Origin of the sequence: Mesorhizobium sp. M4A.F.Ca.ET.090.04.2.1, assembly GCF_003999085.1 — a bacterium.
In the GTDB taxonomy this organism is placed as follows: domain Bacteria; phylum Pseudomonadota; class Alphaproteobacteria; order Rhizobiales; family Rhizobiaceae; genus Mesorhizobium.
This window is the reverse complement of the sequence record NZ_RZOT01000269.1, coordinates 1-7,886: the sequence shown is the minus strand read 5'-3', so window position 1 is coordinate 7,886 and position 7,886 is coordinate 1. Positions and strand designations below refer to the sequence as shown.

7 protein-coding genes are annotated in these 7,886 nt (G+C 63.8%); 2 read left to right on the top strand and 5 right to left on the bottom strand.

The genetic code is table 11. The features are described from left to right. The 4 genes from EN781_RS19170 to EN781_RS19155 all read right to left on the bottom strand — a co-directional run. Positions 1 to 579, bottom strand: a 579-nt coding sequence (locus EN781_RS19170; protein WP_127400233.1) for an ATP-binding cassette domain-containing protein, incomplete at its 3' end; no start/stop codon positions are given. Position 580: 1 nt separating this feature from the next. Further along, positions 581 to 1,702 carry an ABC transporter permease subunit gene (locus EN781_RS19165; protein WP_126055812.1) on the bottom strand — a complete coding sequence of 374 codons (1,122 nt, stop codon included), beginning with the start codon at positions 1,700 to 1,702 and terminating at the stop codon, positions 581 to 583. Beyond that, on the bottom strand, positions 1,695 to 2,618 hold the full coding sequence (locus EN781_RS19160; RefSeq protein ID WP_126055813.1) for an ABC transporter permease subunit: 924 nt from the start codon (positions 2,616 to 2,618) through the stop codon (positions 1,695 to 1,697). The genes EN781_RS19165 and EN781_RS19160 overlap by 8 nt, the downstream gene beginning before the upstream one ends. Positions 2,619 to 2,793: 175 nt before the next feature. Then, positions 2,794 to 4,386 carry a peptide ABC transporter substrate-binding protein gene (locus tag EN781_RS19155; protein ID WP_126055814.1) on the bottom strand — a complete coding sequence of 531 codons (1,593 nt, stop codon included), beginning with the start codon at positions 4,384 to 4,386 and terminating at the stop codon, positions 2,794 to 2,796. A 381-nt stretch (positions 4,387 to 4,767) separates the two neighbouring features. Here EN781_RS19155 and EN781_RS19150 point away from each other — a divergent pair, with 381 nt between their 5' ends. Together EN781_RS19150 and EN781_RS19145 are read left to right on the top strand one after the other, a co-directional pair. Next, positions 4,768 to 5,133: a TadE/TadG family type IV pilus assembly protein gene (locus EN781_RS19150; RefSeq protein ID WP_245455541.1), complete on the top strand. Its 366-nt coding sequence runs from the start codon at positions 4,768 to 4,770 to the stop codon at positions 5,131 to 5,133. Next, positions 5,133 to 6,953, top strand: coding sequence for a TadG family pilus assembly protein (locus tag EN781_RS19145; protein WP_245455542.1), 1,821 nt, complete (start codon positions 5,133 to 5,135; stop codon positions 6,951 to 6,953). Before EN781_RS19150 ends, EN781_RS19145 begins: the two co-directional genes overlap by 1 nt. Positions 6,954 to 6,956: 3 nt before the next feature. Here the strand turns inward: EN781_RS19145 and EN781_RS19140 are convergent. After that, positions 6,957 to 7,886, bottom strand: a 930-nt coding sequence (locus EN781_RS19140) for an alpha-glucosidase C-terminal domain-containing protein (protein ID WP_127400232.1), incomplete at its 5' end; no start/stop codon positions are given.

The following is a 7,886-nucleotide window of genomic DNA, read 5'->3' as shown; positions in this document are numbered from 1 at the left end:
CGCCTGGATGGTGACGTCGAGCGCCGTCGTCGGCTCGTCGGCGATCAAAATGTCGGGATCATTGGCGAGCGCCATGGCAATCATGACGCGCTGGCGCTGGCCGCCCGACATTTCGTGCGGATAGGATTTCATCCGCCGCTCGGGATCGGGAATGTGCACCAGTCGCAGCAGCTTCAACGCCTCTTCGCGGGCCTCCGCGACACCCAGCCCGCGATGCCTGCGGATTGGCTCGATCAGCTGGTTGCCGATCGAATAGAGCGGATCGAGCGAAGTCATCGGCTCCTGGAAGATCATGCTGATCTTGCGGCCGCGCACCTTGTTGAGTTCGCTCTTGCTCATCGTCAAAAGGTTGCGGCCGCGATAGTCGACGGCGCCGGTCGCCTCGCCGTTGGAGGCGAGCAGGCTCATCGCCGCCATCATCGTCTGGCTCTTGCCTGAACCGGATTCGCCGACCACCGCGACGGTCTCGCCGGCCTTGACGTTGATGTTGATGCCCTTCACCGCCTCAACGGCACCGTCGAGGGTGCGGAAGCGGACGCGAAGGTCCTTGACGTCGAGGATCGTTTCGGCAGCGGCCATCTCAGCGGTCCTTGGGGTCGAGCGCGTCGCGCAGGCCGTCGCCAACGAAATTCAGCGCGAACAATGTCGAGACGAGGAAGAAGGCCGGGAACAGAAGCAGCCAATTGGCGCTACCGATGTTCTTGGCGCCTACCGAGATCAGCACACCCCAGCTGGTCATCGGCTCCTGCACGCCCAGACCGAGGAAGGACAGGAAGCTTTCCAGGATGATGACCTGCGGCACCAGCAGCGTCATGTAGATCACCACGGGGCCGAGCAGGTTGGGGATGACGTGGCGCATCAGGATGCCGCGCTGGCCGACACCCATGGCTTCGGCCGCCTGAACATATTCCTGCCGCCGGATCGACAGCGCCTGGCCGCGCACGATGCGCGCCATGTCAAGCCACAGCACGGCGCCCACGGCCAGGAACATCAGCACGAAGTTGCGGCCGAAGAACACCACCAGCATGATGACGAAGAAGATGAAGGGCAGCGAATAGAGCACGTCGACGATGCGCATCATCACCTCGTCGACCCTGCCGCCGGCAAAGCCGGCCGCAGCGCCATAGAGCACGCCGATCACCACCGCCACGACGCCGGCAAGCAGGCCGATGGCCAGCGATATGCGCCCGGCCATCAGCGTGCGCGACAGCAGATCGCGCCCGGTGTTGTCGGTGCCAAACAGGAAATACTGCTGCTTGATCGACGCGCTCATCGTCGCTTCGAGACCATCCGGCGACTTGCTCTCGATCTTGGTGCCGTCGAAAGCGTCTGAGCGGTCGAGATAGCGGATGTTGCGGTCGTCGATCGGCTTGGTCGAGGTGACGGTGACGATGACGCGGCTGCCGTCCTGGTGCCATTCCTTGATGTCGACGCGCATCCGCTTGATGGCGTCGGTAAGCGCGGTCTGGATCATGTCGGGCTTCGGATAGGCCGAAAGGCTCGGCGGCGTGCGCACATAGTCGCCATAGATCGTGGTGTATTCGTGCGGCACCAGGGATGGGCCAAACACGCTGATCAGCGCAATGAAGGCAAGATAATAGAGGCTGAACATGGCGGCGCGGTTGGCCTTGAGGCGCGCCCAGGCATCGCCCCAGAGCGAGCGGCCAACGACGGCCGGGGCCGGGGCTGCGATATCAGTCATAGCGCACCCTTGGGTCGACGACCGCGTACATGACATCGACGATCAGGTTGAAGACGATGGTGAAGATGGCGATCACCACCACCGTTCCCATGACCAGCGTGTAGTCGCGGTTCAGAGCGGCATCGACGAAGTAGCGGCCGACGCCCGGAATGGAAAAGATGGTCTCGACGATGACGGAGCCGGTGAGCAGCGCCGCCGCCGCCGGGCCGGTGAAGGAGACGATCGGCAGGATCGCGCCGCGAAGCGCATGCTTGACCACCACCGACCAGTCGGACAGGCCGAGCGCGCGGGCGGTGCGGATGTGATGGGACCGCAAGCTCTCGATCATCGAGCCGCGCATCAGCCGGGCGACGATCGCGATCTGCGGCAGCGCCAGTGTCAGCACCGGGCCGACCTTGTTGATCAGGGCGCCGTCGCCCCAGCCGCCGATCGGCAAGAGCTTCCAGGTCAGGCCGAACAGGAGCTGGATCACCGGCGCGATGACGAAAGTTGGAATCGTGCTGCCGGCCGTCGCCAGCGCGATCACGGCATAGTCGCCAAGCTTGTTCTGGTTGAGCGCGGCGACGGTGCCGAGCACGCTGCCGAGCAGCAAGGCCAGCAGCAGCGCCGAGGAACCGAGCTGGACCGAGATAGGCAGCCCCTTGGCGAACAGTTCGGTGACGGTGAAATCCGGCATATTGTAGCTCGGGCCGAAATTGCCGCGCAAAAGATTACCGAGATAGTGGACATATTGCAGCCAGAGCGGATCGCCCAGGCCGAACTGCGCTTCCAGATTGGCCCTTATTTCCGGACTCAGGCCCCGCTCCTGGTTGAACGGGCCGCCCGGCGCGACACGGATCAGGAAGAACGCCACCGTCACGATGACGAATAGCGTCGGGATGGCGGTCAACAACCGCCGGAAGACATAACGCAGCATCGGCGCCCCGCTTCAGCCAGGGTGACAGCTCTCCAAACGAAGACCCATAACGCTGGCGTATCTGATCTTCGCACCGGCATTCCCGAAAATCCAACCCGACTTTCGGCCCGGTACGACGACAGACCGCGGCCGCCGCTGCCCAAAATGGGAGCGGCGGCACGGCCAAGGTTTCTTGTCAGTCCTTGGAGATGAAGCGGGACGGATGGATGTCCATCACATTGTCGTCGAAGCCATGCAGCTTCGAGGAAACGATGTCGTGGAAGCTGTAGTAGAGAAGCGGGATCTGGCCAACGTCGTCGACGAGGACGCGCTCCGCCTCGGCCAGCTCCTTCATGCGTTCCTCGGGCTTGCCGCCGGCGGCGGCTGCCTTGTCCATCGCAGCCTCATAGGCCGGGCTGTTGTAGTTGGAGTAGTTGTTGCCGCTCGCCTTGCGCGAGATGCCGAGGAAGGTCTCCGGATCCTTATAGTCGGCGATCCAGGCGGCGCGGGCGACGTCGTAGTTACCCTTCTGCTCGAGGAAGCCGTAATGGGTCTTGGTGTCGGTGTTGAGCAGCGTCACCTCGACGCCGAGCGGCTTCAGCTGCTCCTGGATGGCGACCGCCGTGTTCTTGTGGTTCTCCGAGGTGTTGTAGCGGATCTCCATCTTCAACGGATGCTCGGGCGTGTAGCCGAGTTTCTCGAGGATCTTCTTGGCAGCGTCCTCGCGGTCGATCTGCGGCATGTCGGCGTATTTGGCCACTGCCGGCGTGTATCCCTCGATGCCCGGAGGCACCATCGAATAGCCGGGCAGCATCGAGTTCTGCCAGACTTTCTCGGCGAGGAAGTCGCGATCGATTGCCATCGAGATGGCGTTGCGCAGCTCGACATTGTCCCACGGCGCCTTGTCGGTCTTGATCGCGTAATAATAGGTGCCGAGATATGGACCAACGCGGACCTGGTCGCCGAATTTGGTCTTGAGATCGGCAAGCTGTTCGGTCGGCAGGTCACCATAACTGTCGAGTTCGCCGGCCTCGAAGCGCTTCATCGCAGACGAGCGATCCTCAGTCGGGATGTAGTTGACGACGTCCATTTTGACGGTCCCGGCGTCCCAGAATTTCGGATTCTTGACCAGCTTGAGATGGTCGTTGGGCACCCATTCGGCCAGCGTATAGGCGCCGTTGGAAACCAGCTTGCCCGGCTTGATCCAGTCGGCGCCGAGCTTGTCTATGGAGGCCTTGTTGACCGGATAGGTCGCCTGGTGGGTCAGCATCTCCAGGAAATAGGGCGTCGGCGCCTTCAGCGTCACTTCCAGCGTGTTGGCGTCCACCGCCTTCACGCCCATGTCCTCTGCCTTGCCTTTCTTGGTGTTGAAGTCCTCAGCGCCCTTCACCGGATAGAGCATCGAGGCGTATTCGGCAGCGGTGGCCGGATCTTCCAGCCGATGGAACGAATAGACGAAATCGTCCGCCGTCACCGGGCTGCCATCCGACCAGAGGCCGTCCTTGCGCAGCTTGAAGGTGTAGACAGTGCCGTCGTCGGACACGGTCCAGCTTTCCGCGGCGCCCGGGATGAGGTTCGTCTTCTGGTCATGCATGACCAGGCCCTGGAACAGGTCGCGTATGATATCGGCTTCGTAGACCGTCGACGTTTTGTGCGGATCGACGGTCTCCGCCTCGGCGGCGGATCCGCGGTTGTAAACGGTCTCGGCGAAAGCCGGCGTGTAGAAGGTGCCCGCGGCCAAGGCCATGGTCGTGGCGAACACCGTCGCCTTCAGCACATTTTTCAGCATGAAGTTCTCCCTGTCGGCGCGGCCCCTCAGCCACACCTTTTACGTGTTGACGCCCCTGAACCAATTTTGGTCGCTTTTGGGCGTGCCACCGATCGCTTCCGGCGGCTGGTGGCAGGACACTAGACAGACAGATATCCGATTTCAACCGAGTCGTGCTGTGTGCACGCTTGACGCTAAGTTAGCGCGCAATCGCTAAAACAGCGGCAACTTAAGCAAAAACATGACGTTCAACTTGCTGCACCTAGCGGTTGCTCCATCCGTTTTCTGTTTTTGCAGTGCGGATTTGGCATGCTCCGCACTATGCTGCAGGACCCAAAAAGCCGTGTTTCGTGGTCTCGTTTCCGGGCTGATGCCGTCGGGACAACGGCGGTCGAATTCGCCATGCTGGCGCCGCTTTTCATCCTGCTTCTGCTCGGAATGGTTGCATATGGCATCTATTTCGGAGCCAGCCATTCGGTCCAGCAGATCGCCGCCGACGCGGCGCGAACGGCGATAGCCGGGCTGAACCAGACCGAGCGGCAGGCCCTGGTCACCGATTTCATCAATCACGACGTCGCCGGCTACCCCTTCGTCGACGCGCACAAGCTGACGGTCGACGCCAAGGACAGCGTCATCGACGGCAGCCAGTTCGTGGTTTCGGTGAGCTACGACGCGCGCGACCTGCCAATCTGGAACCTGCTGGACAGCCTGCCGATGCCCTCGATGACGATCAAGCGCCAATCGACGATCCGGGTCGGTGGCATATGATGCGCGCCACTGCTGTCGCGATGCTGCGATCGAGCCGCAGGCTGATCGCCGATAGTCGCGCCAACTTCGCCGTCATGGCGGCGCTGAGCGCGCCGGTCGCGCTGGCGCTGACAGCCTTCGCGGTCGACGAAGGCGCGCTGTTCAACGAGCGCCGCGCGGCACAGTCGATCGTCGATCTCGCGGCGATCACCGCCGCGGCCAACATCAACAATGCCGAGAAGGCGGTGCTGACCACGCTGAAGGACAACGGCTTCAACTCGGTCGCCGTCCAGAAGCAGGGGACGACCATCGAGCCGACGGCCAGCAAGGCGGTCGTCCAGGTGGTGCCCGGCCGCTACTCCGGCGTCAGCGCGATCGCCGCCGGAAGCCGTTTCGAGGCGGGCAAGCTGCCTTACAACGCCGTCCAGGTGTCGCTGAAGAAGAAGGGCACTCTCTATTTCGGCGCGATGATGATGAAGCCGCCGGTGATCGGCACGACGGCCACCGCCAGCGCCCAGGCGGAGGCCGCGTTTTCGGTCGGGTCGAGGCTCGCCAGCCTCAATGGCGGCGTCGTCAACGCGCTGCTCGGCGGGCTGCTCGGCACCAACATCTCGCTCAGCGTGATGGATTACAACGCGCTGGCATCGGCCGATATCGACGTGCTTTCCTTCACCGACGCGTTGGCGACGGAACTGCGGCTGACGGGCGTGAGCTATTCGGACGTGCTGGCTTCGAAGGCCACAGTCGGCCAGATCGCCACTGCCATGGCCGATGTCCCCGGGCTCGACCGCACCTCCAAGCTGGCGCTGCAGACGATGGCGGCCGGCGCCACCAACATGGTCAAGATCCCGCTCAGCCACCTGATCGATCTCGGCTCCGTCGGCAGTCTCGGCGTCGGGCAGAAGCCGGCCGGGCTGTCCGTCGCCGCGAGCGCCATGAGCATGGTGACGGCGGCGGCGGCACTTGCCAACGGCACCAACCAGGTCCAGCTCAATCTCGGCGCGACGATACCGGGCTTGACGTCCACCACGCTCAGCATCGCCATCGGCGAGCCGCCACAATCCTCGCCGTGGCTGAAGGTCGGCGAGGCCGGCACCGTGGTGCGCACCGCGCAGACCCGCATCAAGCTGAATGCCAGCGTCGGCCTCGGGAACGGGAACAACGGCGGCGGCTACGGCAATGGCAACGGGAGCGGCAACGCCGGCACGAATTTGGGTGGCGGCATCAAGCTGCTCGCCGTCAACCTGCCGCTCAATGTCGAGGTGGCCTATGCCGAAGCAAAGCTCACCGACGTAAGTTGCCCGACCGGGCGTCCCGACAGCCTGAAGGTCACGATCGCGGCACAGCCCGGCGTCGTCGCCGCGCACCTTGCCGACACCAACGCCAGCGGCTTTGCCGACTTCACCAAGCCGCAATCGTTCAGCGACGCCGAAATCGCCGACGTCAGCGTCAAGCTTTTGCTGGTCAACCTCAGCCGGCTGCAGATCAACGGATCTTCGGCGTTCTCGGTCACCAACATGGCGCCGACGAACCTGACGTTCAATGCCACCGAGATCGCTGCCAAGACGATGAAAACAGTGTCGACGAAGAACCTGACGCAGTCGCTCTCCACCTCGCTGGTCAACAACCTGTCGCTGTCGGTCAAGGCGCTGGGCGCCGGGCTCGACGTCACCGCCCTGCTCAGCACCGTGAAGCCGGCGGTGGTGACGGTGCTCAACGGCGTGACCGCGCCGGTCGACAACCTGGTCTACAACGTGCTTGGCGCGCTCGGCGTGCATGTCGGCGAAGCCGATATCCGGGTGACCGGCGGGACCTGCGGACGCTCCGTGCTGGTGCAGTAGCCGTTAGCCTGCCTGTCCGATAAAACAAGCCAGCGGCGGTAAGGACAGCGCATCCTCCTGGATCGTCGCGCTCGCGCCGAGATCAATCGCTTCAATAGGCCCTAGCTCCGGCGGCAGTGTCCAATTTGCCGGCTCGCTGGCGAAGTTGAAAACGCAGACTAGCCTTTCACCGCCTCCCTCGCGGACGAAGGCAAGGACATCGCCTTCGGCATCCAGAAAGCGGATCGACCCGCCGACAAGCGCCGAGTGCCGCTTGCGCAAGGCGAGCATCGCCCGATAGGCGGCAAGCACCGATCCCTCCTCGCCGTTCTGGACGTCCACGGCGCGGGCGCGGTGGCTGGCCGGCACCGGCAGCCAGGGCCTGCCGGTCGTGAAGCCGCCATTGTCGGCGCCGTGCTCCCAGGCCATCGGCGTGCGGCAGCCGTCCCTGCCCTTCACGCCTGGCCAGAAGCGGATGCCGAGAGGGTCGCGCAGATCCTCGAAGGTGAGTTCCGCTTCCTCCAGGCCGAGTTCCTCACCCTGATAGAGGCAGATCGAGCCGCGCAGGCAGGCGAGTAGCGCGATCGAGAATTTCGCCACCCTGTCCGGCTCGCCGCCCGGCCGCGTCCAGCGGCTGACATGGCGCACGACATCATGGTTGGAGAACGCCCAGCAGACCCAGCCGTCGGCGACCGTGCTTTCGAAGGCCTCAACGCAGCCGCGTATGTGCGCCGCCGAGAATTGCGGCCCGAGCAGGTCGAATGTGTAGCACATCTGCAGCCTGTCGCCGCCGGAGGTGTAGGCGGCGAGCGTCCGCAGCGAACGGTCCTCGTCGCCGACCTCGCCGACCGCGGCGCGGTCCTGGTACTCGTCGAGCAGCGCGCGGAAGCGGCGCAGGAAATCGAGGTTCTCCGGCCGCGTCTTGTCGAACAGATGCTCCTGGAAGGCATAGGT

Bases quoted from the DNA above. Each gene is read 5' to 3' on its own strand.
- EN781_RS19165 (WP_126055812.1), bottom strand. From the start codon at position 1,702: ATGACTGATATCGCAGCCCCGGCCCCGGCCGTCGTTGGCCGCTCGCTC.
- EN781_RS19160 (WP_126055813.1), bottom strand. From the start codon at position 2,618: ATGCTGCGTTATGTCTTCCGGCGGTTGTTGACCGCCATCCCGACGCTA.
- EN781_RS19155 (WP_126055814.1), bottom strand. From the start codon at position 4,386: ATGCTGAAAAATGTGCTGAAGGCGACGGTGTTCGCCACGACCATGGCC.
- EN781_RS19150 (WP_245455541.1), top strand. From the start codon at position 4,768: ATGCTGGCGCCGCTTTTCATCCTGCTTCTGCTCGGAATGGTTGCATAT.
- EN781_RS19145 (WP_245455542.1), top strand. From the start codon at position 5,133: ATGCGCGCCACTGCTGTCGCGATGCTGCGATCGAGCCGCAGGCTGATC.